Source organism: Blautia sp. OM06-15AC (assembly GCF_003481425.1).
GTDB lineage: Bacteria > Bacillota > Clostridia > Lachnospirales > Lachnospiraceae > Fusicatenibacter > Fusicatenibacter saccharivorans.
On record NZ_QULD01000004.1, the window covers coordinates 231896 to 254446 of the forward strand.

Here is a 22551-nt window from a genome sequence, read left to right on the forward strand (position 1 = left end):
ACAAAAACGGGGCATTTCAAAATGCCCCGTTTCTTAATTTATAATTCAGTTATAAAAATCAAAGCTTTACGCTCTCTTTCGGCACCAGCTGTCCGGAGACAATTTCCATATTTTTGCCGGATGCCGCGCCGCGGATCTGCTTCAGCGCTTTTTCGAGCGCTACTTTTACCATCGCCTTCGTATTGATCTCATACGAAGTGATCTTGAGATCCGGGAAACCCGGATACAGGTAATTGTCGAAGCCGACAATGGAAACATCCTCCGGCACGGAGATGCCGCGTTTTTCCAGCTCGAGCATCAGAAGGCCGGCGGTCAGGTCGCAGTTGCAGACGAACGCTTCCGGCATCTGTTCCGGGAGATGAATTTCGATCTGGCCCTGCTCATCACGGTCCTCCAGAATCCATTCCGCCGGTGTCACATCGCGGTGTTCCAGAACAGCCTTGGAAAAACCGCAGTACCGATCCATGATACTGCTGGAAAAATGAATCGAACCGACAAAAGCCAGCTTGGTCAGGCCATGCTCATACAGGTATTCCGTCATCAGATACATTCCGTGAAAGTTATCTGCGATCACGGCATCTTTTGCCAGCTCATTGTCGTAGAAATCCAGAAATACGATCGGAAGATCCACGTTTTTCTTCAGATAGTGGATGTAATCGCGGCTCGTGTCTCCCATAAGGATCAGTGCATCGACGGTCTGCTCCTTGGCGATGCACGGCACGATCATCTCATCTTCCATCTCCTGTTTCAGGATCTCCACGGTCACCATACAGCTCTTTTCCGTCGCCGCCAGTGCCATCTCCTGATACATTTTCCAGTAAAATGTCGTATACTCTGCCAGATACCGTTCCGGAATCACCACTCCGATGCAGCGCAGGCTTTTTCCCTGTGTATTTCTCGCTCCGCTTCCCGGCTGGCGGTACCCCATTTCCTTTGCAATTTCCAGAATCCGGGCGCGCATCTCATCGCTGACCCCTTTCTGTCCTGTAATCGCGTTATGCACGGTGACGGCGCTGACGCCCGCCACCTTTGCAATATCTGCCAATCTTACTTTTGCCATATATGTTACTCCTTAGTCCACTGCGATAAAGTGATACAGTCTGCTGACGAAATCGCCCCAGAAATCTTTCATGCGGAATCCGGCATTCATCAGCATCTCGCCGCTGTAAACCTCATCGGTTCCTTCCAGACGGTATTTTTTCGCCGGATCGAAGCCGCGCAGGCGTACCTTGCGGGACGGCATATTTACCTGTGCCAGCACCTGTACGTAAGTTACAAGCACTTCGTTTTTATCCTCAGAAGCTACTGCCCAGCAATCGGATCTGTGGTTTTCACGGTAGGAAAGAATACGATAATACTCTCCCTCGCGGATCAGTTCATGATATTTGTGATACATCGCGGTCTGCTCCGGAATCAGCTTTCTCTCTTCTTCCGGCAGTTTTGTGATATCAAGCTCATAGCCGAACGTTCCGGCCAGTGCCACATGGCCTCTCGTTGTAAACGGAGTTACACGGCCAACCGTGTGGTTCGGGCATACGCTGACGTGTGCACCCATTGAGCAGAGCGGGTAAATGAGGGCTGTTCCCTCCTGGATTTCCAGACGCTCAATCGCATCGGTGTCGTCGGAGCACCAGATCTGCGGGCTGTAGTAAAGCATTCCAGGATCGAAACGTGCACCGCCGCCGGAGCAGTTCTCCAGAAGCAGATCCGGGAACTCCTGTACCAGACGCTCCTGCATCGCATACATACCGAGCACGTAGCGGTGGAACAGCTCCTGCTGGGAATCTTTGTCCAGGTAGGTGCTTCCCAGGTCGCTTAACTGACGGTTCATATCCCATTTCACGTATTTGATGTTTGCACTGCGCAGGATTTTTGCCACACATTCATACGCATAATCCTGCACTTCCGGGCGGGAGAGATCCAGCACGTACTGGCAGCGGATCTCAGTCGCTTCTCTTCCCGGAATCTGAATCGCCCATTCCGGGTGCTCTCTGTAGAGATCAGAGTCCGGGGAGATCATCTCCGGCTCGAACCAGATACCGAATTCAAGACCGATTTCATTCACTTTGTCAACCAGATTTTTCAGGCCGCCTTTGATCTTCTCTTCGTTGACAACCCAGTCACCGAGGGAAGAATCGTCTTTATTTCGTTTTCCGAACCAGCCGTCATCCATAACAAGCATCTCGATGCCGTCTTTTTTTGCCTCTCTTGCGATATCGAGGAGTTTATCGGTATCAAAATCAAAGTAAGTTGCTTCCCAGTTGTTAATCAGAATCGGGCGTTTTTTGTGGTTGTACGGGCTGCGGATCATATGTCTGCGATAAAATGCATGGTAGGAACGCGTCATTTTGCCAAGTCCCTCGGCAGAGTAGACCATAACAACCTCCGGCGCCTGGAATTCATCGCCGGCTTTTAAATTCCAGCAGAACTCCTCCTGGTTGATACCCATCACCATACGCACGGTGTCGAACTGGCATCGTTCCACCTGACCGATGAAGTTTCCGGAATATACGAAATGCATTGCGTAAACCTCGCCGCGCTCCTGATCCGTTCCCGGTGTTACCATTGCCACGAACGGATGCTCCTGATGGCTGGACTCGCCTCTTCCGGAGGAAACGAGCTGTTTTCCGTAACGGAGCGCACCCTGCTGGATGTGGCGTTCTCTTCCCCAGGATCCATGAAGAGAAAGCATCTCAAAGTCTTCGTTGTCCATATCGAGGCAGGCACTGTAGATTTTCTCTACCTTCAGCGCTTCACTGCCTTCATTTTTCACGCGGACACTTCGGGTGATAACGTTTTCTTTTGTAAAAACAGAGTAGGAAAGGATAACAACAAGATCAAGAACAGGATCTTTGCAGGTGATTTCCAGAGTTTCTACTTCGTCCTCGGTTCCAAAAGAAGCCGGAAGACCGGTCAGCGGGCGTTTTCCTTTGAAAATTTCATAGGAATCAAAGAAAATCTCACATCCCATACGGCCCTGTGCATTTCTTATATTCAGACAGCTCTCACGGTAATCGCCGACTCCTCCGGTCGGGTATTCCATTGGAAAACGGTCGAGGAACGAAGATTTCTCTCTCTTATTGACGGACGGGGTGAACGGCGGCTCATCCATGCGGAGCGGATACAGATCCGGCTCTCCGTGCAGAAGGGGTCCGTAGTAAACATGTCCGACGTAGCCTTCCGGGCTCAGGCCGATCACATACGTCGTATTCTCTGTATTTAACTGAAAAAGCTTTTTCTCATCATAATATAAAATCGCCATTTTCTTCTCCTTATTTCAGGTAAGCTTGATCCGCCGGGCCGATTTTTGTACAAAAAGACCTCACCCGCCGGGCTGAGGCCTTTTTTTGTTTCTATATCACACAGCGTTTAAGCAGTTACCATTGCATTTTTTAATTTTTCCAGTTTCTCGGCTGCATCTTCAAGGGATGTGCCTTTTACGCCGAAATAGAATTTGATCTTCGGCTCAGTACCGGATGGGCGCACACAGCACCATGCGTTGTTTTCCAGCTCATAGTAAAGAACGTTGGAGGACGGAAGTCCGGTCGCGCTCTTCTCTCCGCTTACGAGATCCTGGCGTACATCTGCTTTGTAATCGCGTACGGCAAGAACCTGGAAACCGCCCAGCTCTTTTGGCGGGTTCTCACGGAAGTTGGTCATCATGGTCTGGATCTCTTTTGCACCGTCGATACCTTTTAAGGTCATCGTTGCAAGACCCTCTTTGTAGTAGCCGTACTCCTCGTACATATCCACCATGGCATCCCACAGTGTTTTGCCCTGCTGTTTGTAGTATGCAGCAACCTCGCAGAGCATCATAACTGCCACGCAGGCATCTTTATCTCTTGCATATGTTCCGGCCAGGCAGCCATAGCTCTCTTCCAGACCAAATACATAATTGTGTGCACCGCTCTGCTCAAAAAATTTGATCTGCTCGCCGATGTATTTGAATCCGGTCAGAACCTCGATCAGTGCCACGTTATAAGCTTTTGCGATTGCTTTTGCCATATCGGTCGTAACAATCGTCTCAACGAGTGCCGGGTTCTCCGGCATGGTTCCGTTCTTGGTGCGCTCACGCAGAATATACTCTGCGATCAGCATACCGGACATGTTTCCGGTGAAGCTTACGTACTCGCCGGTCTTGCTGTCTTTTGCATAAACGCCGAGACGATCTGCATCAGGGTCGGTTGCAAGGATGATGTCAGCGTCTACTTCTTTTGCCAGTTTCAGCGCCAGTGTCCATGCTTTCTCGTCTTCCGGGTTCGGGTAAGCCACCGTCGGGAAGTTTCCGTCCGGCACTTTCTGCTCTTTTACAACGTAAACCTGATTAAAGCCAAGCTCGCGCAGAACGCGGCGTACCGGCACATTTCCGGTTCCGTGAAGCGGTGTGTAGACGATCTTCATATCTTTTGCCGCATCTTTGATGATTTCCGGATGAATGCTCTGCTCTTTTAATTTTGCAACGTAACGGTCATCAAAATCGGTTCCGATGACCTGGAACAGGCCTTCTGCTCTTGCATCATCTTCTTCCATCGTTTTAACGGCAGAAAACTCGGTTACTTTTGCTACCTCTGCGAGAATGTTTTTGTCGTGCGGCGGTGTAATCTGTGCGCCGTCCTCCCAGTATACTTTGTATCCGTTGTACTCTCTCGGGTTGTGGCTTGCGGTAATGACGATACCGGAAATGCAGCCGAATTCACGGACAGCAAAAGAAAGCTCCGGTGTCGGGCGCAGGGACTCGAACAGATACGTTTTGATTCCGTTTGCATTCAGGCAGAGTGCTGCTTCGCGTGCGAATTCCGGAGACATTCTTCTGGAATCGTGTGCGATGGCTACGCCTTTTTCCTGTCCGTTCTGGGAAATGATGTAGTTGGCAAGGCCCTGGGTTGCCTGGCGTACGGTGTAGATGTTCATGCGGTTGGTACCCGCTCCGATGACACCGCGGAGTCCGCCGGTACCGAACTCAAGCTGACGGTAGAAACGGTCTTCGATTTCTGCCTCATTTCCTTCGAGTGCTTTCAGCTCTTCTCTGGATGCCTCATCAAAATATGGATCATTGCACCATTTTTCATATACTTCTCTGTAACTCATGTTTGTTATCCTCCCTGTCTGTTGTACTTTATTTAACTTAAGACAGCAGACTTTTTCTGGATTTAAGCTCGTTTCATCACAGCTTAAAGTTACCATTTGTTTAGTCTGCTGTCAACTTAAAAATTAATTTATTTTTTCTAATTCTCTTGGTTCCTGATAAAGCTCTTTTAGATCACTGAGAACCTGTACTTTTCCTTTGCGGTCTGCGGTGCTCCAGGCTTTTCGTCAGTTCCATGACAGCCTTCATATAGCAGGCATGATCCTCTCTTAACCGGCCATACCTTCCGCAGCGTTCCGCGCAGACGGTACATCATATTTTTCAGTGCTCCGTACGGATTTTCACTCTCCTCATCCGTCCAGAGTGCTTCGGTTAACTGTTCCAGTGTTACGATGTGGTTTTTGTTGCAGATCATATAAACCAGCAGCTTTGTGATCATCGGGGAATGAATCGCTTCCTCGTTGAGGCAGCGTGTTTCATCGTACATGCGGAATCTTCCAAGCAGCTGTACGCGAATCATAAAACATCGTCTCCTTCTAAGAACTCAAGCTCTTTTTCGATCTGAATTGCCGGCAGTGCACTGTATTTCAGATTCTTTGCCCAGCCTTTTTTCTCCTCGGAGAAGCGCTCGCTGATTCTCTTGTAGACGAGTTCGCATCCTCTCTGGCTGCCGCCCTGCAGCAGAATCACATACTGGGACGGGCTGTATTTTGCAAAAAAATCGGAATGACGCAGGCTGCGTTTCATTACCTCAAGCAGCTTTTCGGACATACGGTCAAGGCGCGGACCGCCTTTTGCCGGGTAACCTTTTCCGTCTGTAATGGTGCACAGCATCAGCCACGGCATCTGTCCGTTCAGCTCGGACATACGGTAAACAAGTCGGTAGCAGTCACGGAATCCGGCGAGGGAACAGAAGAATGCTCCGCCCTTTTCTCCCGGGCTCTCCTGAAGATCTGCCTGTACCTCTTCGATCACGCGGTGTCTGCTGCCCATGCGGCTTCCCAGATAGCGGTACTGCTCCACCAGTTTCTCGCTCGGTGTAACGCCAAGCTCTTCAAAGTAATGTTTCGAGGTCTGCTCGTACAGTTTCATGGCCTCTTTGTATCTCTCCAGGCCGATCAGCGCCTGCATCTGGACTGCCTGCCACTCGTCGAACGGATACAGTTCGGAAGCAACAGAAGTCAGTTTCTGCAGCTCATCGAACTCCTCGTTTTTCAGAAGATACTCACTTACTTCTTTCAGTGCATCGGAATATACTTTTTTCAGCTGCGCGCGCTCCGCCTGTACCCACTCTTCCTCGCCGAAATCTGCAAGGAACTCTCCGGTGTACAGCTCCAGTGCTTCGATCATCTGATCCATGCGCGCTTTCTCGTCCGTCTCTTTTCCTGCTTCCAGGATCTTATTTTTGATATCAATCGCATCTACCTCGACCGGCATCGGGCTGGTCCAGTGGTAAACGCCTTTCTGTGTATAAATGTACTCAAACTGCGGAAGTCCTGCCTCGACAAGGCTTCTTTTCAGGCGATGTACGCCGACACGCAGGCTGTTTGCCGCGTCCGCCACATCTTCTCTTCCGTATGTGCTCTCCAACAGTCTTCCTCTGGAAATTCCATTGTCCTTGTTATAGAGGAAAATCTGCAGAAGTCTCATCGATTTTGTTGCCATTGTTTTCCGGAAGGAAATCGGCTGGTCGCCGTACTCCAGGAAAAAACTTCCCATCATGTGTACTTTTAAAAGCGGTAACTGTTCTGTTTGGTTTTTCATTTCTTCGTTCATACTAACTCCTGTATTGCCTGTTGTGCTCTAATCTCTGTGGTCGGTTGCGCTGCGCTCCGCAATCGGCTGCGGTAACGGGCCGGCGGTTCCCTGTTCGTTCATTTCAAAAACAATTACGGACGCCGGATTTCTGTTTTCTATTTTACATCATTTTAATCAAAAATCCTACTATAAAATGTATAAAATATTAACTTTAACACCGAAAAATTCCTGCTTTTTCTTCTTTTGTCTTGTTATCTTTTTGTCAATCCCATCTCATCCGTAAATTGCCCGCATGATTTTAGCCATCAGCCGCCCTGCAGGCGCCGAGAGCACCAGTACTACAGCAAGAGATACCATGCCGCACCCGAGCAGTGCGCGGTTCACAAGTCCCCGTGCTGAGCAGAATCCGAGGCAGAATCCCTTCTTCCAGGGCCAGAACAGCTTTTCCGGTTTCCGGTTGAAAAAATCGAGCACCAGATGGGACAGAAAGCCCACGGTAAAATAAGCGGACGCATCCGGGTAGATGATGTCCACGCACGCCGTCAGCAATGCCAGCGCCGCAAATGAATGCATGAAGGAGCGGTGCGGCTGCTGTTTCCCATAGGCGCAGATCAGCAAAAATGCTGCCGTTCCGGTGAGGAGACGCAGCACGCTGCTGTCGCTTGTGAGGCGGCGGTAAATTCCAAGATTCAGTTTATACTCCGCAAGAATTGTGAGCACCGCAACTGCAACTGTTGCCGTAATAATCTTATCGGCATCGCGGTGCGCCTGTGAAGTGCCGACATCAATGTCACTGATCAAACCGCCGATCGCGGCAGCCCCGGCACCGGCCACAAGCGCGGGAACCGTCTGCGGCTGTAAAACAGCAAGTGCCGCTGCTGTTCCAATAAAAAAATGTGTTCTTCCAAGCATTTGTCTGTTTTTTCCTTTCGTAAAATTTCCTTTATCATAGCACATTCCCGCCCTTTTATGCAACCATTTGTTCGATTCTTTTACGACCGTATGGTCCTATCAGGATCAAAAAAGAACCTCCTGCGACCGTTTATCGCCGCAGGAGGTTCTCCTCTGTTTCTGCCTTTATTCCATACTATTTCCAGGTTATCTTATTTCACGTTTTTCCCTTCATTGTATGAATTTTCATTTGACATTTATCGCTCATTTGAGTTATATCTTTATGCTTCATATACCAGTTCACCAGCAAGATACGTCCGGCACACCGGAATGTCTTTGATCGTGCTCTCATCCACCTCAAACGGATTCTGACCCAGTACGACGAAGTCTGCCATCATGCCTTCTGCGATCTGGCCTTTCACGTTCTCCTCGAAACTTGCCTCGGCACTGCGGATCGTGTAACTGTCGAGTGCTTCCTGTACGGTGAATTTCTGATCCGGCAGGTACGGGCCGACATGGTCGCGCAGCGTTGTTCTTGTGACAGCGCACTGCATGCAGGCGAGGGCATCCGGCAGCTCTACCGGGCAGTCAGTTCCGTTGCTGACGGAGACGCCGTTATTCATCAGCGTCTTCCAGCTGTAGCTTGTGCTCGCAAGCTCTTTGCCGACGCGCTCCTCTACGATATGGTTATCGTAATCGAGGAAGATGCTCTGTGCGTAAACGTGAAGATGCATTTTCGCGATTTTTTCAAGCTGATCGGCTCTTGTGATCTGGCAGTGCACGATGCCGTGGCGGTGATCTTCTCTCGGGTTTTCAGCAAGGGCTTTTTCATAGGCACTTAACACGCGGTCGAGGCACGCATCACCGATCGTGTGAACTGCAGCCTGCATGCCGTGTGCATTGGCGTAGCCGATCATCTCATCCATGGTTTCCTGGGTGAATACCGGGATTCCGCAGGTGGACGGGTCGTCTGCGTATGGGCGACTGAGGAATGCTGTTCTCGCACCGAGTGCGCCGTCGCCGAGCATTTTCAGCGGGCCGATTTTAAAGCGGTCTGTGCCGATGCCGGTCACATTTCCAGCCTCAACGAAACCTTTTAAGGATTCCAGATCGGTAAAGTTGCTCTGCTCGTAAACGCGGACGGTCAGCTCGCCGGAATCCTCGAGTTCTTTGTATGCTTCGTTGACGGTCTGCCACGGAACGGCGCGGTAAACGCAGTAATCATCACTCTGGCTGCTGGTGACGCCGTAGCTGTTCAGGGCTTTGCAGGCGCTGCGGATCATATCTTTGATTTCCTCTTTGCTCGGCACCGGAATGCTGTCGTAAACCGGTTCCATTGCATTGTCGAAGAATCTTCCGTCCGGCTCACCGTTTTCCATACCGATCTCTCCGCCCTCCGGCTGCGGGGTATCTGCGGTGACGCCGAGGAGTTCCAGCGCTTTGCTGTTGACTACGAGGCAGTGGCCGCACGCTCTCGTCGCGCAGATCGGAACTTCAGTTGATACGCGGTCAAGATCGTAGCGGTTCGGCATGCGGTCCACGTCCGTGAAGTAATCCTGATTCCAGCCGCGGCCCATCAGCCATGCGCCGTCTTTTCGCGGATGCTCTTTCTGGAAGGTGTCGAGGCAGGCGAGCATATCTTCCAGGCTTTCGGTATGTGCGGCAAGCTGCGCTTTCAGCAGGGAGCTTCCGTAATTTAAAAGGTGCATATGGCTGTCGTTAAAACCGCTGCAGACGAATTTTCCGCCGAGGTCTACAACTTTGTCGCCGGCTGCTGCAAGGGCATCTGCCTCTGCGCTGCTTCCGGCGAAAACAAATTTGCCGTCTTCTACTGCAAACGCTTCGACAAGCGGCAGTTTTCCGGTGTAGACAGCTCCGTTTTTGTAAATTGTTTTCATATCATTATCCTCCTACTGTCATCTAAATTTGATTCTATTCTTTTCTGCCCATTTGCGCAATATACAAATTCAGACACGCTATTCTCATGCGTGTCTGGATTCGCTTTTGAATATTTTTTATTTCGTTTTCTCTTCGTAGAACAGGCAGGCGTTCTTGTCTACCGTGCCCTGGCCGAAGTTTCTTGCTTTGTAGTCTTTCAGCAGTTTGAAATACTGGTTCGAGAGAATCAGGATCACTGCTACGTTGACGAAGGTCGGGATCGCAGATGTGATATCAACGACAGTCCAGATAAAGCCCTGGTTGTTTGTCTTTACCAGATAGATCGTCCACAGTACGCCCGGCAGAGCGCGGACTGCGTAGAAGATTTTCATGACGATATCTTTCATCTTGCCTTCTTTTTTATACAGATGCTCCAGAATTGCCAGATAGTAGGTGAACCATCCGCCGGAAGTCGTTACAGTGAAAATGACCATGATGACTGCCAGAAGGATGCTTCCAAATTTGCCGAATCCGCTTGCAAATGCACTTAAAGCAAGTGTTCCGCCGTTCGTTCCGTCGGTCCAGTTTCCGCTTAAGATAACGGAAAGTGCGGTGATCGTACAGATAACCATGGTATCAAAGAATACCTCGAAAGATCCCCACAGACCCTGCTCTACCGGATGCGGTGTTTTTGCGGAAGCATGGATCATTGGAGAAGTACCCCATCCAGCCTCATTGGAGTATACGGAACGCGCCATACCCACACGGATAATCTCGCTGACTGCGCAGCCGGCAAAACCGCCGATCGCTGCTGTTCCGGTAAATGCGTTTGTTACGATGGCTGCAAATACGCCAGGAACGCGGTTGATGTTGATGATGATCATGCCAATTCCCATCAAGATATAAAGAACGCTCATAAATGGAACGAGCTTGCTGAACAGACTTGCGATTTTCTTCGTACCGCCGCTTGTAACGACATAGGTCAGAATGCAGAGCAGAACGCCCATCACGATAACGCCTTCTACTTTGAAGCTTCCAAGATTGATATTCTCAATACCGAACGCACCGGCTACGACCTGAGATGCGGTCAGGTTGGAAGAGGTTACGAAGAAGGTGGAGAAAATACCGATGCCGAAGATGAGCGCCGGGATCAGCCACAGCTTGCCCCAGTGGCGCTCCTCGCCAAGTCCGCACTCCATGTAGTAAGTCGGACCGCCGTAGTACTCACCTTTTTCGTTGGTGTGACGGTAGTAGCAGCCGAGGGTAACCTCAACCTGTTTTAATATCATACCAAGCAGAGACGAAAGCCACATCCACATAATGGCTCCCGGGCCGCCTGCTGCAACTGCAGTTGCAACACCGGCGATATTACCGAATCCTACGGTACCGCCGATAGCGGTCGAAATCGCCTCAAACGAGGAAAGCATACCCTTTCCTTCACTTGCTTTGTCTTCTTTCTGGAACAGTTTTCCGCCGGTTCTCTTCATAATCCAGCCAAAGTGACGGAACTGGAAAAATCCAGAACGAACGGTAAAGTACAGACCGGTCAGAATCATCAGCGCGATCAGCGGCACGCCCCAAAGGACACCGTCCAGCCAGTTAAGAAATGCTATCATGTCAAAATCCTCCCTTTTTTCTTTTCCGGCAACAGTTTTCTTCAGACGTATCCTGTAACACCCGTTTCGTCTTTCGTTCTCCAACCAAACAGATTTCCACCCCTGGAACCTTTTGTCACGGTTCCAACTGCAGTACAATAAAAAGAGCAGCGGTCTTCACCACTGCTCCATTAAATCTACGTTCATGAAGCAATAGCTCCTCCACCAGTACGGTGAGAGTGCACAGCCTGTTCGACTGTACCCCAACGCAGACAGTTTTTCGGGAACTGCCCCGTTTCGGCGAATGCTCCTTTCCCTGCCCGTCCCAGACCCCGTTGTCTCAGGACAGCTACTCTTAGCCTTCGCGCCTCTATTGCCGAATATGTATATTGACAGGTATTATCATATGTTTCTTTTCGCTACTTGTCAATCGTTTTTTCGACATTATTTTACAAAAATTTTATATTTTCGAAATTTGTCCTGATTTATTTGACTTTCTTGTCTCCCTCTGACGGCTTCAGCTGGTTGAACTTCCACAGACGCTCCATATAGCCGGACTGCTCTTTGGCCAGCTCTTCCACATTCGGGTTGTAAATGATTCCTTTTACCATTCATTCTCTGTCTGTCATACTGTCCTCCTGTCTGCTGTAGGATCTAAATAAGTATCCCTTCCAGATGATCCATCTCATGCTGGCAGATCTGGGCTGGCCAGCCGGTGAATTTCTGGCGTTGTTTTTTCCAGTTCCAGTCGTAGTATTCGATTTCGATGTTCTGGTACCGCTTTGTTTTCCGCACGCCTGGCAGGGAAAGGCAGCCTTCTTCTGTTTCGTAGGGGCCGCTTTTGCGGACGATCACCGGGTTGAACATGATGATGTCGCGGAATCCGGCGTTTACGATGATGATGCGTTTTTTCACGCCGATCATATTTGCCGCCATGCCGACGCATGCCTCGCGGTTTGCTGCCAGTGTGTCCTGCAGATCTCTTCCCACCTGCAGATCTTCCTCTGTCGCCGGGACGGATTTCTGTCCGAGGAAGAGAACGTCTCTCATAATTGGTTTTACCATTTGTGTTTCCTTTCTCTTTCGGCCTTAAAGGCCAAAATCGTTTAATTTTCTATTTGAATCCACATATCGCACGATGTGCATCCGATTACGTTTTTTCCGCCTTTCTGCTCCAATCGTTCTACTGTTCCGCTGCAGAACGGACAGATCCAGTCAATCTGTTTTCCGGCTTTGACGGCCTGCATCATGTTGACGAATTTTGTCGTATCTACATTTTTCGAATTGCAATTCTGCGTCCAATCACCGGAGAGTACTTTTCGCAATTCGCCGTTTTCATTCAGAATAACGGTGTCGCCCTCCTCGATGTTCCAGTCATACAGCATCTGATCCTCCTGGCGGATGCGCGATTCTGTTCCGTTTTCATCTTTCAAAACAACAACTGCCATGACAGGCTCGTCGGCACCGCGCTCCTCACAGCCGAAATCAAGGTCTTCCTCAATTCGCATTACCTGATATTTCATAAAAACGCCCTTTCTTCAAATATAATTCATGCTTTTTTGTATTCCACACGGTTTTTGCTGTTACAAAACTTTTTATTCCTGAATCGTAAAAATCACAACCCGCTCCCGGCTATCCCCGCCCGGAAACAGATCCATACAGTCGATCTCATCGAGAAATTCCAGTTCCGGCACCGTCATCAGATACGAGATATAAGCATCCGACGGGTAATAGAAAAACAGCTGGATCTCCCGCGGATTTTCGTAGTACGATTCCAGCAGTCTTGCCATCGCTTTTCTTAAGATTTCAAGCGAAAACGGGTTAAAAAAATACACCCGGTCCACTTCCGCAGGAACGGGAAAATTTTCGGCGCTCTCCAGCACAAACTCCGTCCGCGCACCAGAGGCCGCCGCCTTTTTGTTTTCCATTGCCTTCGCATAAATCCGCTCATCATACTCCACACCGATGGACTGGCACCGGGTCTGCGCCGATAAGAAGAAATCTACGCGGCCCTTTCCGCATCCGTAATCGAGCAGCGTATTTCCCTTTCGGATCATCCCCGTGTTTGCCATCCGCTCCAGCACGCAGTACGGGGTCGGCTCATACGGATACCGGTACAGATCCGACCGGCTGTCGTCCCGCCCCATTGTGTGGATCTGAAGCAGCTTGTCCCAGCGGTTTTCGTTTTTATCCTCTCTCATCGCCCGTCTCCCGATACTGTTCGAATAATTCCAGATACTCCTGTTCCACCGCATCAAACGGCCGCACCGCGTAGTCCAGCGTGATGTGAAGCTTCGGTGCATCCCCCTCCTGCGGCTCCTCCAGCAGATTCGTCAAATCGTACCACAGCAGATCATTGTCGATCTGTTTCATCATCCGCTGCTCCTCCGCCGTCAGATCACTGCCAAGATATTTCTCATAAATCACCGAAAGCAGATGGTCCTCGATCTCGCGGTACCGCGGCATTTCCTGTTTTAATGGCCGCGGCACGTCCGACATGTAACACTCGCTCGCGTCATGCAGAAGGCACGCCAGCACCAGCCGCCGGGAATAGCCGCGCGCGGCCGCCTCTTTCGCACAGCAGATGCAGTGCTCTCCCACTGACCAGAACGTCGTCACATGGCCGTTTCCGCGGCAGATCATCGGCAGCGCATGCGCAAAATCCTCCACACAGAGCAGTTCCGGAGCGGGATGCACAGGGTCAAAATGTTTTCTTGTATACGTTGTTATTGTGCTCATTCTTTTATCTCACTATATGATTTTACTGCCGGCTGTCCCGCGTGCGGCTCGCCGATGATTTTTTCCATCCAGACCATATCGTACCAGCGGTCGAATTTGTAGCCGCAGTTGTGGAAGGTTCCCACGAGTTCGAATCCGAGATGCGCATGGAACTCGGCGCTGTTTTTCGTCAGATATTCATCCTCGACCTGCGGATAGCCGATGCAGGCGTAGAGGTTCAGAATGCCCATTTTTTTCAGGCGGTCCGCCAGCTCTTCATACAGTCTCCGGCCAAGGCCTCCTTTTCTTGCATTGTGATCGAGATAAATGGTCAGCTCGCTCGACCAGTCGTATGCGGCGCGGCCGACAAAGGCATGTGCGTATGCATAACCTTCGATTTTTCCATCCTGCTCGATGACGAGGTATGGATATTTTTTCATGATATCACGCATGCGGTTCTCAAATTCTTCCAGAGACGGCACGTCCCACTCGAAAGAAATGACGGTGTATTCTACATAGTAAGCATAAATCTCCAGAATGCGTGCGGCATCCTCTATTTTTGCATCTCTGACAGTAATTGTACTCATAATAAACTCCTCCTCTGACCGTACTGCTTGCGTTTTCTGAACTTTATCTTATCACTCCGCTGAAAAATGGACAACATGATTTCCAGATTTCCTTTTTTTCTAAATTTTTCTGTGCTCTTTGCTTTCTTTCCTGTATAATAAAAGAAACAAGACGGATCACTATTTTTCTTCTTAATGAAAGAAAGGAACGTGCCTATGAAAATTTTAAATCTCGAAAACGAAAACCGGAAATTCACCAAGTCCATCGAAAATTTCCACGTCATGGAATATCTCCAGGATTCCAGCGTCTCGCCGATGACTGCCATGGAGGAGTATTACATGAGCAAAATGAATGTGCGCCGCCGCCAGGTTGTCATTGAACTGGACAAGGAGCACTCCGCGATTATCCAGTCCGGTGCGATGCAGTGGATGGGCGGCCATGTACAGGCGACCGCCGGAATCAAAGGGATCGGCGACCTGTTCGGAAAGGCCATCAAAGGCGCCATGACAAAGGAATCTGCCGTAAAACCGGAGTACGTCGGCGACGGATATCTCGTGCTGGAACCGACCTACAAATACATCATTCTTGTGGATGTCGAGAAATGGGGCTCCTCCGGAATGACGATTGAGGACGGCATGTTCCTCGCCTGCGACGGCAGAGTCAAAACCAAACTGACCGCCCGCAAGAGCATTTCCTCCGCTGTCCTCGGCGGCGAAGGCTTCTTCAATCTGAGCCTCGTCGGCAGAGGCGCCGTTGCCCTCGAAAGCAACGTACCTGAGGACGAGCTGATCGAAGTCGAACTCGAAAACGACGAACTGAAAATCGATGGAAACCTCGCCGTCTGCTGGTCCTCCAACCTTGATTTCACCGTAGAGCGCTCCACCGGAACCCTCGTCGGATCCGCCGTCAGCGGTGAAGGCCTCGTCAACGTCTACCGCGGAACCGGCCGCGTCCTCATGAGCCCGGTCGCCCCGACAGATTCCCTGCCGACTGCAACCAACACGACCCAGGCGAACCCCGCTGTGAAGAACAACCTTCCGCCGGAAAATTAAATTCGAATCCTCTCCGCCCCTATGCCTAATACGCATAGAAAAAAGTCAAATTAAACCTCGTTTTTGATTGACACTTTCTTCAAAACATGTTAGCGTAAAATACGCATTTATCTTTACATTCTTAAGAAAAACCATACGATAAAATACATGTTCTGGAGAAAATGATGAATAGAATAAACTGGACTGAACTGAAACCGCAGATTCAGCAGGTCGGGCGATTAAGTCTGCCTGCGATTCTTACACAGATTACTACGATTGCGATGCAATACATTGATTCCGCGATGGTCGGCGCGCTTGGGGCGAATGCTTCGGCGGCGATCGGACTGGTTTCGTCGACGACGTGGCTCCTCAGCGGTACGATTTATGCGGTTTCAGCCGGTTTTTCTGTTCAGGTAGCGCATCAGATCGGGGGAAATCATGACAAGAAGGCAAGGGATGTTGTGCGGCATGGCATCGCGTCCGCGCTTGTTGTGTCGGCTGTTTTGTGCCTGATCGGGCTTCTGATCAGTCATCCGCTGCCGGGGTGGCTCGGCGGTGCGCAGGAGATCCGGCGGAATGCCACGCTCTATTTTATGATGTTTGCCATCATGCTTCCGTTTTCCCAGCTCAACTCGCTGATGTCGTCCTTCCTGCAGTGCAGCGGTGATATGGTGACACCCAGTATTTTAAATGCCGTCATGTGCGTGCTCGATGTCATTTTCAATGCTCTTTTGATTCCGGTTTTCGGTGTCATGGGTGCCGGTATGGGAACGATGCTGGCCTGCGCCGTCATCAGCCTCACGGGTGCCTGGTTCTGTTGTGTCCGCAATCCGCGGCTGCGTCTCCGCCGGAAGGAAAAAACGGTTTTCGATGCGAAAATTCTGAAAACTGCATTCAAAATCGGTGTGCCGGTTGCCGTACAGGAAATCGCGATGAACAGCGCCATGGTTGCTGCCACCATGCTGATTGCCCCTCTCGGCTCCATTGCGATTGCGGCCAATTCGTTCGCCGTCACCGCCGAAGGCCTCTGCTACATGCCAGGCTACGGCATCGGTTCCGCCGCGACAACGCTCGTCGGCAGAAGCTACGGCGCCGGAAATTACAAGCTGGCGAAACGCTACGGAAATATCTGCATTGCCATGGGCGCAGTCCTGATGGCCATCACTGGAGGTCTGATGATGATCTTCTGTCCGTTCGTCTTTAGCATTCTGACTCCTGACCCGCAGGTTCGCTCGTTTGCCGCCGAGGTACTCCGCATCGAACTGCTCGCCGAGCCGTTTTTCGGCGCTTCCATCGTTGCCGCTGGAGCCCTCCGCGGAACAGGCGATACGTTTGTGCCAAGCCTTCTGAACCTTGGCAGCATCTGGGTCATCCGCCTCGGTCTCGCGGTGCTTCTCATCACCCCGCTCGGCCTGCACGGCATGTGGATCGCCATGGCTATCGAGCTCTGCATCCGCGGATTGCTGCTGCTCTACCGCCAGCATACATCGAAATATTATAAACTGCCCGCAGCCTGACTTGGCGGCAGCGTATAGAAAAAGCGCTTATTTGAGATTTCATTCCCGCCTCAAATAAGCGCTTTCTATTTTACCTTATCCCTTGTTTCAATTCACAGTCGGTATTTTCACGGAGTCTGACATGTCGAAAATAGTTCGACTGTGACCTACCTCATGTCAGTGGAGGATACCGATTTCTCTCCGCCCGCCACTGCTGTTATGTTTCTTTTAACAATTCATCCCACCACTTTAGAAGCGGGAGACTTCTTGTCTACTGGTATTAAAACTGAATCACTTCCGGCTCATCCGTAAAGGAGCTGATCATTGCCGTTGCGTTCTGGAAATTTTAAACGTCTCAACCTCCACAACCCGCTCTTTCCCTCTCGTTCCCCAGATCATCAGATGGACCTTATATTCCACCGAATCCCGTGCATAAAAGAATGGCTCCTCGCGCAGCAATGATGCGCGTTTTCCTTCGGCTTCCAGTATCTTTTTCCGTTTCATTGCCTGCTCCTGGATTTTTCGGATCTGGGTTCCTTCTTCGCCGGTGAAGCGTCGTTTCGGATAATTCTGTGCTTCGCGGGCCAGTTTTTTTTCCAGTAAATCCACGACTTTCGCGTGGCGGCTCGTATGCAGCAGTTTTGCAATCTGTTTTGTGAGGAGTTTTCCTGCCATTTTTCATAAAGTGCAAGATACCGCAGCAGCACTTTATCGCCTGCCTCCGATGCCAGTTTTTTCATCTCCGTAATTGCCTCTTCCGTCGCTTCCCACCACGGGCATGACGGTACGAGATACTGATCCGGCACGGCCGGGTAGCAGCAGAAATTGAGCGGCGGGAAATTGGCCAGCGATGCCAGACGCATTTCTTCCTCGGTGCAGAACGCCTCGCCGAGGTATTCCAGCTTGTCCCGCAGGATCGCAATACGGAACTCAATCTGCCGCAGATACTCGTATCCGTCCACCCAGAAATGACCCGTTTTTCCGTAATCAAACAGATGCACTTCCAGTGAAAGGCGGCTGAAAAACAGCGTGCACACCGTCTCTTTCTGCCGCACGATCAGAACGTACTGCTCCCCGTCTTTTTCCAGTGCAGCATCTATTTCTCCCTCGTATTCCTTCTGATACGTTCCCGTCAGCTCCGCGTCATGAAAAACGAGAAAGCTCTCTGCCGCATCGTTCATCAGATAGACAAGCCAGATCTCCTTTTCTCCTCCACCGTACCGCTCACCCGGAAGCAGCAGCTCGAACTGCCCCTGCGAAAGAAGCACATCCAGCCTTTCCAGTTCCTCGGTCCATGTGATATTTTCTGCAATTTCCATTCCGTGATTCTCCCCTGTTTTCTTTTACTTCCTATGATACACCATAAAAAGGCTCCACTGCAATCCAAAGCAGTAGAGCCCCTTCTCCAAATTTTTCTGTTATTAATCCGTCCCGTTATCCGGCGCATGCCGTCCGCACTTTCTCGTCCAGCGTCGTCTGAATCTCTTTTAAATTCACCGGTTTCGGAATATGCCCGCGTCCGCGCACCGCTTGCGGTCCGTTGCAAAGGTATTTGCTGTCATCGCAAAAATCGGAACATCATTGTCCTCACGCACACTGTTTCGAATTTTTTTCGTCGCCTCGATGCCATCCATCACCGAAATGTTCCATATTTACGCAGCTGGCTGCCATTTTACAGGCCCTGTAGCTTTGCGTCACAGCCTTTCGACTGCTTTGCCGAGATTCTTTTTTTATTTTAATTCATTGCTGTAAGACTCTCTTCTCCTTTCCCATCGGAATATGATATAATGACCTCTGGATTTTGGCAGATTACTGTTTTTAACATTGGAGGTGTACGATGAAATACAGACTCATAACAGAAAACGATTTAGAATATGTTGTCGAAAAAAATAATGAATACTACAACAATGTCGAAGGCTGCTGGACCTATGAAAAAGCCTATAAGAGAATTTATCAGGTACTCACAATGGAAAATTCCTGAAGTAAACTGCGGAATCGCAAGTATGTGTTTCGTCTTGAAAAAGCAGCAAAAATATAGTATAATATTTTTGTTTCTGACCTGGCTGAAACATTTATAATTCTTGTTTCTGTAGCTCAGCAGGATAGAGCGTCCCCCTCCTAAGAGAAAGCCGAGGCATTCCCCAAAGGGAAAAAATGAAAAACAACTTTCAGTTCGAATCTATTCTGAAAAATGCCAAAGGTGACAACAAAGCATTCCCCAATTTGGGGAACGTTCTAATGTTACCAAAGTAAAAAAATCTGTAGATTGACAACTCGAAAAAGAGTTGATAATCTTATATATGGCCGAAGGGAAAAATCCCAGAAACCCAGTAAAATCAAGGGTTTGCGGCATGTGTCGTCATAGCTCAGCTGGATAGAGCACTCGCCTCCTAAGCGAGGGGTCGGAGGTTCAAATCCTCTTGGCGACGGGCTTCAAAGCGTTCGAAAATGTTAGCTGGATTAGCTGACAGCGAACGCTTTTCTTATTTTCTAATCACGTTCGTGGCATGAAATTCCATTCAAAATGATCCATTTCCAGCTAACACAATCCGATTTTTGTTAGCTGACAGCTAATCAAAATCACCGGTTTGCAAACATGGTTTTTCAAGAGTCCAGCTAACATTTGGGTTCCGCTCTGTTGTCACCCCTTATTTGGGGATGTAAATCAGAGAAAAGGCAGGAAAAGAAACAATCTCTCCGAAACCTGCAAACATAAATTAGCTGAAACAGTATTCAATTCTATTAGCTACAGCTAATAGTCAAACGGCAATGTCTGTTTGGAACTTTTCTTACAACAAAAGTTCCAGGCAGGCATTTTTTATTTCCTGAATCCTGGAGGAAAGGAGTCAAGATGACTGATGCAAACAGACAATCAGGAGAAAAAGAAGAAAGAATCATAGAAATTGAGATTGAACGTCTCCGCCCTTTTAAGGAGCATCCGTTTCAGGTGAAAGATGATAAGGAAATGTTTCTTCTGCAGGAAAGCATTGAGAAATATGGAATCTTAAATCCGCTGATCGTCAGACCGGTACCGGATGGCTACTATGAAATCATATCCGGTCACAGAAGAAAACATGCTGCAGAGAAACTTGGATACCGTAAAGTACCGGTGATCATCCGGGTATTAAGTGAAGATGATTCCATCTTAAGCATGGTGGATTCGAATCTTCATAGAGAACGGATCAGCTACAGTGAAAAGGCTTTTGCTTACAAATTAAAGAATGACGTATTGAAAAGAAAAAGTGGTCGAAAAAAGAGCCAAGTTGACCACAAAAAAACAAGAAAACGTTCGATAGATATTATCAGTGAGGATTGTGGTGATAGCCCAAAACAAGTGCAGCGTTATATTTCACTGACAAAGCTGATACCAGAAATGTTGCAGAAGCTGGATGATGAAATTATTTCTTTTTGCCCGGCTGTGGAAATAGCAGCACTGAAAGAAAATGAACAAAGAGAACTGCTTAAAGCAATGGATTATGCACAGGCGATTCCGTCACTCTCACAGGCTCAGCGGATAAAGCAGCTGAGTAAAGAAAAACAGTTATCGCTGGAAAAGATGGAAGAAATCATGTGTGAAGTTAAAAAGGGTGAGATCACAAGAGTGGCATTCACAAACGAGCAGTTACACAAGTATTTTCCAAATTCCTATACACCGGCAATGATGAAACGGGAAATACTGGCACTGCTGAAATTATGGAAAAAAGAATCATGGGAAAGTTAAAGGAGGAAGAAATCATGTGTAAAGTTATATCCGTAGTAAACCAGAAAGGTGGAGTCGGCAAGACCACCACAACCGTAAATGTAGGTATTGGACTGGCAAGAGAAGGTAAAAAAGTACTGTTGATTGATGCAGATCCGCAGGGGAGTTTAACAGCAAGTCTTGGATATGAAGAACCGGATGATCTTCGAATTACACTGGCAACAATGATGATGGATGTTATCAATGAAGAAGATATTAATCTGGAAGATGGTATCTTACATCATCAGGAAAATGTAGATCTGCTTCCAGCAAATATTGAGCTTTCCGCACTGGAAGTAACGATGGGAAATGTTATGAGCAGAGAAATGATCATGAAAGAATATATCGATGCGATAAGATCCCGATACGATTATATCCTGATCGACTGTATGCCAAGTCTTGGTATGATGACAATCAATGCACTGGTTTCTTCCGATTCCGTGCTGATACCTGTACAGGCCGCATATCTGCCTGTTAAAGGACTTCAACAGCTGATTAAGACCATTCTTACAGTAAAGAAAAGATTGAATCGGAAACTGGCGATTGAGGGCATTCTCCTGACTATGGTAGATTTCAGAACCAATTACGCAAGGGACATTGCATCAAGAGTACATACAACCTACGGAAGTCAGATTGAGGTATTTGAAAATGTGATCCCGATGTCTGTAAAAGCTGCTGAGACCAGTGCGGAAGGAAAAAGTATCTACATGCACTGCCCGAAGGGAAAAGTTGCTGAGGCATATATGAATTTAACACAGGAGGTTTTGAAGAATGAAAAATAGAAGTGGTGAAAAGATTAAGCTGGCAAGTATTGATGAACTGCTCGGTGTGGTAAATGAAGAATCTGCAATGGAGATAGAGATCAGTAAGATCCATCCGTTTAAGAATCATCCATTCAAGGTGTTGGATGATGAAAAGATGCAGGATCTGGTAGAGAGCGTAAAGATCAATGGAGTGTTGACACCGGTACTTCTCCGTATGGATGAAAACGAAGATTACGAAATGGTATCCGGTCACAGAAGAATGCATGCAGCACAGCTTGCAGGACTCACAACTATTCCGGCAATCGTAAGAGAATTATCAGATGATGATGCCATTGTGACGATGGTGGACGCTAACATTCAGCGAGAGGAACTGTTACCGAGTGAGAAAGCCTTTGCCTACAAGATGAAACTTGATGCAATGAAAAGACAGGGAATCAGAACAGATTTAACTTGTGTACAAAATGAACACAAGTCAGGTAAAAAGTCACGAGAATTATTGGGTGAGCAAGTTGGAATAAGCAGTGTGCAGGTGACTCGTTATATCCGACTGACAGAGCTTATTCCGGAACTTCTTGATCTGGTAGATAACAAAAAGCTTCAGTTCACGGTTGCTGTAGATATCTCTTACATCGATAAGGAAGTACAGGGATGGATTTACGAATATATCTGCGACACAGGATTTATCAAACCAAAACAGATTGCAGCACTTAGAAATCAGCTGAATGATGGACCAATCAATCAGATCCAGATGTTATCGATTTTCAATAATTGTGTAATGGCAAAGAAAGTATCCCGGTCTCTTACTTTCTCAGAAAAGAAACTGACAAAGTATTTTCCGGATGATTATACAGCCAAAGATATGGAACAGATAATTGAATCATTATTAGAAAAATGGATGCAGGAACAGTCCTGTTAAGGATAGAAAAAGCTAAGAAAACAAAGTCAAAGAAGTTTAAAAAGAGGACTTCTTAGCAGAAAACGAAAGACTAACTATTAAAAGTCAAGCCTTAAAATGATATTTTTTGAAT

Annotated in this window: 23 protein-coding genes, 1 tRNA gene and 2 riboswitches; of the genes, 7 read left to right on the forward strand and 17 right to left on the reverse strand. The window is 48.6% G+C overall.

Going from position 1 to position 22551, the window contains the following annotated elements:
* Positions 1–58: 58 nt before the first annotated feature.
* The 14 genes from DXB83_RS08065 to DXB83_RS08130 form a co-directional block, all read right to left on the reverse strand.
* Positions 59–1060 carry a substrate-binding domain-containing protein gene (locus tag DXB83_RS08065; protein WP_117805119.1) on the reverse strand — a complete coding sequence of 334 codons (1002 nt, stop codon included), beginning with the start codon at positions 1058–1060 and terminating at the stop codon, positions 59–61.
* Positions 1061–1072: 12 nt separating this feature from the next.
* A complete protein-coding gene (locus DXB83_RS08070) occupies positions 1073–3262 on the reverse strand; it encodes an alpha-galactosidase (RefSeq protein ID WP_117805120.1) in 2190 nt (729 codons plus the stop codon).
* Positions 3263–3369: 107 nt separating this feature from the next.
* Complete coding sequence (locus tag DXB83_RS08075; protein WP_055225852.1) at positions 3370–5088, reverse strand: phospho-sugar mutase; 1719 nt, start codon at positions 5086–5088, stop codon at positions 3370–3372.
* Positions 5089–5255: 167 nt separating this feature from the next.
* Complete coding sequence (locus tag DXB83_RS08080; protein WP_117805121.1) at positions 5256–5606, reverse strand: winged helix-turn-helix domain-containing protein; 351 nt, start codon at positions 5604–5606, stop codon at positions 5256–5258.
* Entirely contained in the window at positions 5603–6862 is a 1260-nt protein-coding gene (locus tag DXB83_RS08085; protein ID WP_117805122.1) for an AfsR/SARP family transcriptional regulator, read from the reverse strand. Before DXB83_RS08085 ends, DXB83_RS08080 begins: the two co-directional genes overlap by 4 nt.
* 255 nt (positions 6863–7117) lie before the next feature.
* Positions 7118–7756, reverse strand: a complete 639-nt coding sequence (locus DXB83_RS08090; protein WP_158565921.1) for a metal-dependent hydrolase — start codon at positions 7754–7756, stop codon at positions 7118–7120.
* 260 nt (positions 7757–8016) lie between these two features.
* Positions 8017–9633, reverse strand: coding sequence for an amidohydrolase (locus DXB83_RS08095; RefSeq protein WP_117805124.1), 1617 nt, complete (start codon positions 9631–9633; stop codon positions 8017–8019).
* Positions 9634–9750: 117 nt separating this feature from the next.
* Positions 9751–11229, reverse strand: a complete 1479-nt coding sequence (locus DXB83_RS08100) for an alanine/glycine:cation symporter family protein (protein ID WP_117510525.1) — start codon at positions 11227–11229, stop codon at positions 9751–9753.
* Positions 11230–11414: 185 nt separating this feature from the next.
* Positions 11415–11589, reverse strand: a riboswitch (Lysine riboswitch).
* A gap of 104 nt (positions 11590–11693) precedes the next feature.
* Entirely contained in the window at positions 11694–11819 is a 126-nt protein-coding gene (locus tag DXB83_RS08105) for a maltose acetyltransferase domain-containing protein (protein ID WP_117510523.1), read from the reverse strand.
* A gap of 43 nt (positions 11820–11862) precedes the next feature.
* Positions 11863–12273, reverse strand: coding sequence for a peptide deformylase (locus DXB83_RS08110; RefSeq protein WP_117805125.1), 411 nt, complete (start codon positions 12271–12273; stop codon positions 11863–11865).
* A 41-nt stretch (positions 12274–12314) separates the two neighbouring features.
* The gene (locus tag DXB83_RS16665) at positions 12315–12731 is read right to left on the reverse strand and encodes a hypothetical protein (RefSeq protein WP_173827430.1); all 417 of its coding nucleotides are present in this window, start codon (positions 12729–12731) and stop codon (positions 12315–12317) included.
* Positions 12732–12803: 72 nt separating this feature from the next.
* Positions 12804–13409 (reverse strand): class I SAM-dependent methyltransferase, encoded by a 606-nt coding sequence (locus DXB83_RS08120; protein WP_117805126.1) that lies wholly within the window; start codon positions 13407–13409, stop codon positions 12804–12806.
* On the reverse strand, positions 13396–13947 hold the full coding sequence (locus DXB83_RS08125; RefSeq protein ID WP_117805127.1) for a hypothetical protein: 552 nt from the start codon (positions 13945–13947) through the stop codon (positions 13396–13398). The genes DXB83_RS08120 and DXB83_RS08125 overlap by 14 nt, the downstream gene beginning before the upstream one ends.
* Positions 13944–14513 carry a GNAT family N-acetyltransferase gene (locus DXB83_RS08130; RefSeq protein ID WP_117510517.1) on the reverse strand — a complete coding sequence of 190 codons (570 nt, stop codon included), beginning with the start codon at positions 14511–14513 and terminating at the stop codon, positions 13944–13946. The genes DXB83_RS08125 and DXB83_RS08130 overlap by 4 nt, the downstream gene beginning before the upstream one ends.
* Before the next feature lie 195 nt (positions 14514–14708).
* On the opposite strand from DXB83_RS08130, the gene DXB83_RS08135 reads away from it, so the two are divergent.
* Both DXB83_RS08135 and DXB83_RS08140 read left to right on the forward strand, forming a co-directional pair.
* On the forward strand, positions 14709–15545 hold the full coding sequence (locus DXB83_RS08135; RefSeq protein WP_117805128.1) for an AIM24 family protein: 837 nt from the start codon (positions 14709–14711) through the stop codon (positions 15543–15545).
* A 161-nt stretch (positions 15546–15706) separates the two neighbouring features.
* Positions 15707–17041 (forward strand): MATE family efflux transporter, encoded by a 1335-nt coding sequence (locus DXB83_RS08140; RefSeq protein ID WP_118697422.1) that lies wholly within the window; start codon positions 15707–15709, stop codon positions 17039–17041.
* Positions 17042–17341: 300 nt separating this feature from the next.
* On the opposite strand, the gene DXB83_RS16905 is transcribed toward DXB83_RS08140, so the two are convergent.
* The 3 genes from DXB83_RS16905 to DXB83_RS08150 all read right to left on the reverse strand — a co-directional run bounded on the left by DXB83_RS16905 (position 17342) and on the right by DXB83_RS08150 (position 18654).
* Positions 17342–17524: a hypothetical protein gene (locus DXB83_RS16905; RefSeq protein ID WP_243108879.1), complete on the reverse strand. Its 183-nt coding sequence runs from the start codon at positions 17522–17524 to the stop codon at positions 17342–17344.
* The gene (locus tag DXB83_RS08145) at positions 17521–18339 is read right to left on the reverse strand and encodes a DUF3878 family protein (protein WP_243108881.1); all 819 of its coding nucleotides are present in this window, start codon (positions 18337–18339) and stop codon (positions 17521–17523) included. The genes DXB83_RS16905 and DXB83_RS08145 overlap by 4 nt, the downstream gene beginning before the upstream one ends.
* A 174-nt stretch (positions 18340–18513) precedes the next feature.
* Entirely contained in the window at positions 18514–18654 is a 141-nt protein-coding gene (locus tag DXB83_RS08150) for a response regulator (RefSeq protein WP_117805130.1), read from the reverse strand.
* An 18-nt stretch (positions 18655–18672) separates the two neighbouring features.
* Positions 18673–18748: riboswitch (cyclic di-GMP riboswitch) on the reverse strand.
* 109 nt (positions 18749–18857) lie between these two features.
* Between DXB83_RS08150 and DXB83_RS16435 the strand changes: the two genes are divergently transcribed.
* The 5 genes from DXB83_RS16435 to DXB83_RS08175 all read left to right on the forward strand — a co-directional run bounded on the left by DXB83_RS16435 (position 18858) and on the right by DXB83_RS08175 (position 22439).
* Positions 18858–19001 (forward strand): hypothetical protein, encoded by a 144-nt coding sequence (locus tag DXB83_RS16435; protein WP_158565922.1) that lies wholly within the window; start codon positions 18858–18860, stop codon positions 18999–19001.
* Positions 19002–19375: 374 nt separating this feature from the next.
* Positions 19376–19449 (forward strand) — tRNA-Arg (locus DXB83_RS08155).
* Positions 19450–19775: 326 nt separating this feature from the next.
* Positions 19776–20741: a ParB/RepB/Spo0J family partition protein gene (locus DXB83_RS08165; protein WP_071143508.1), complete on the forward strand. Its 966-nt coding sequence runs from the start codon at positions 19776–19778 to the stop codon at positions 20739–20741.
* A 14-nt stretch (positions 20742–20755) separates the two neighbouring features.
* Entirely contained in the window at positions 20756–21541 is a 786-nt protein-coding gene (locus DXB83_RS08170) for a ParA family protein (RefSeq protein WP_117805133.1), read from the forward strand.
* Positions 21531–22439, forward strand: a complete 909-nt coding sequence (locus DXB83_RS08175) for a ParB/RepB/Spo0J family partition protein (RefSeq protein ID WP_117805131.1) — start codon at positions 21531–21533, stop codon at positions 22437–22439. The genes DXB83_RS08170 and DXB83_RS08175 overlap by 11 nt, the downstream gene beginning before the upstream one ends.
* Positions 22440–22551 lie beyond the last annotated feature (112 nt).

What these genes read in the sequence shown, in the direction of transcription:
- DXB83_RS08065 (WP_117805119.1), bottom strand. Translation starts at nt 1,060, where the DNA reads ATGGCAAAAGTAAGATTGGCAGATATTGCAAAGGTGGCGGGCGTCAGC.
- DXB83_RS08120 (WP_117805126.1), bottom strand. Translation starts at nt 13,409, where the DNA reads ATGAGAGAGGATAAAAACGAAAACCGCTGGGACAAGCTGCTTCAGATC.
- DXB83_RS08095 (WP_117805124.1), bottom strand. Translation starts at nt 9,633, where the DNA reads ATGAAAACAATTTACAAAAACGGAGCTGTCTACACCGGAAAACTGCCG.
- DXB83_RS08135 (WP_117805128.1), top strand. Translation starts at nt 14,709, where the DNA reads ATGAAAATTTTAAATCTCGAAAACGAAAACCGGAAATTCACCAAGTCC.
- DXB83_RS08075 (WP_055225852.1), bottom strand. Translation starts at nt 5,088, where the DNA reads ATGAGTTACAGAGAAGTATATGAAAAATGGTGCAATGATCCATATTTT.
- DXB83_RS08070 (WP_117805120.1), bottom strand. Translation starts at nt 3,262, where the DNA reads ATGGCGATTTTATATTATGATGAGAAAAAGCTTTTTCAGTTAAATACA.
- DXB83_RS08085 (WP_117805122.1), bottom strand. Translation starts at nt 6,862, where the DNA reads ATGAACGAAGAAATGAAAAACCAAACAGAACAGTTACCGCTTTTAAAA.
- DXB83_RS16665 (WP_173827430.1), bottom strand. Translation starts at nt 12,731, where the DNA reads ATGAAATATCAGGTAATGCGAATTGAGGAAGACCTTGATTTCGGCTGT.
- DXB83_RS16435 (WP_158565922.1), top strand. Translation starts at nt 18,858, where the DNA reads ATGAAATACAGACTCATAACAGAAAACGATTTAGAATATGTTGTCGAA.
- DXB83_RS08175 (WP_117805131.1), top strand. Translation starts at nt 21,531, where the DNA reads ATGAAAAATAGAAGTGGTGAAAAGATTAAGCTGGCAAGTATTGATGAA.
- DXB83_RS08090 (WP_158565921.1), bottom strand. Translation starts at nt 7,756, where the DNA reads ATGCTTGGAAGAACACATTTTTTTATTGGAACAGCAGCGGCACTTGCT.
- DXB83_RS08110 (WP_117805125.1), bottom strand. Translation starts at nt 12,273, where the DNA reads ATGGTAAAACCAATTATGAGAGACGTTCTCTTCCTCGGACAGAAATCC.
- DXB83_RS08125 (WP_117805127.1), bottom strand. Translation starts at nt 13,947, where the DNA reads ATGAGCACAATAACAACGTATACAAGAAAACATTTTGACCCTGTGCAT.
- DXB83_RS08150 (WP_117805130.1), bottom strand. Translation starts at nt 18,654, where the DNA reads ATGGATGGCATCGAGGCGACGAAAAAAATTCGAAACAGTGTGCGTGAG.
- DXB83_RS08170 (WP_117805133.1), top strand. Translation starts at nt 20,756, where the DNA reads ATGTGTAAAGTTATATCCGTAGTAAACCAGAAAGGTGGAGTCGGCAAG.
- DXB83_RS08100 (WP_117510525.1), bottom strand. Translation starts at nt 11,229, where the DNA reads ATGATAGCATTTCTTAACTGGCTGGACGGTGTCCTTTGGGGCGTGCCG.
- DXB83_RS16905 (WP_243108879.1), bottom strand. Translation starts at nt 17,524, where the DNA reads ATGAAACGGAAAAAGATACTGGAAGCCGAAGGAAAACGCGCATCATTG.
- DXB83_RS08130 (WP_117510517.1), bottom strand. Translation starts at nt 14,513, where the DNA reads ATGAGTACAATTACTGTCAGAGATGCAAAAATAGAGGATGCCGCACGC.
- DXB83_RS08145 (WP_243108881.1), bottom strand. Translation starts at nt 18,339, where the DNA reads ATGGAAATTGCAGAAAATATCACATGGACCGAGGAACTGGAAAGGCTG.
- DXB83_RS08105 (WP_117510523.1), bottom strand. Translation starts at nt 11,819, where the DNA reads ATGGTAAAAGGAATCATTTACAACCCGAATGTGGAAGAGCTGGCCAAA.
- DXB83_RS08080 (WP_117805121.1), bottom strand. Translation starts at nt 5,606, where the DNA reads ATGATTCGCGTACAGCTGCTTGGAAGATTCCGCATGTACGATGAAACA.
- DXB83_RS08140 (WP_118697422.1), top strand. Translation starts at nt 15,707, where the DNA reads ATGATGAATAGAATAAACTGGACTGAACTGAAACCGCAGATTCAGCAG.